The sequence below is a fragment of the Vibrio sp. Y176 genome (assembly GCF_033438945.1).
Genome location: NZ_JAWOQS010001060.1, coordinates 1 through 541, shown reverse-complemented (window position 1 = coordinate 541; position 541 = coordinate 1). Strand labels below are relative to the sequence as shown.

1 pseudogene is annotated in these 541 nt (G+C 43.4%); it reads right to left on the bottom strand.

Annotated features, from left to right (window positions below):
- Positions 1-541 (bottom strand): annotated as a pseudogene (locus R7O13_RS30195) (AraC family transcriptional regulator); the annotation flags it as partial.

Here is a 541-nt window from a genome sequence, read left to right as displayed (position 1 = left end):
TACGTTCATCATCGTATTCGTAAATGCCGTGGTCCGTACCAATAAAAAGCTTATCTTCGGTATCATATAGGCGCGTCACTTTAGCTGGTAAGTACTGACTCACGATCCATTCGCTACCAAAGTTTCTGACGGATTGCTTGTCGATATCAACGTTGTAAAGTTGGTAACCGCTGGATACCCACAAACGGTTTGCATCGTCTAGAGCAATATGCTCAACAGCATGCCCAGCCATTACTTGTAAATAAGGGAAGCTAACCTTTTTCAGCCCCTCCAATTGGAATATCTCCAAACCTTTTGAAGTGGCAAGCCATAACATGCCTCGTTGGAACGCAAATTCGTTAATCTGAGAATCTAATTCTAAGACTTTTACAATCCCTTCCGCGCCAGAACGATACAGCTTGCGGTCATCGGCAAACCAAAGCACACCATCTGGCCCTGTTACCGTTTGTCTGATACGACCAGATAAGGTTTGCGAGTCATAACTACTAAAGGTGACTCGCTCAAATTTTTTACTGAACAAAGAGTAATAACGAATGCCTTG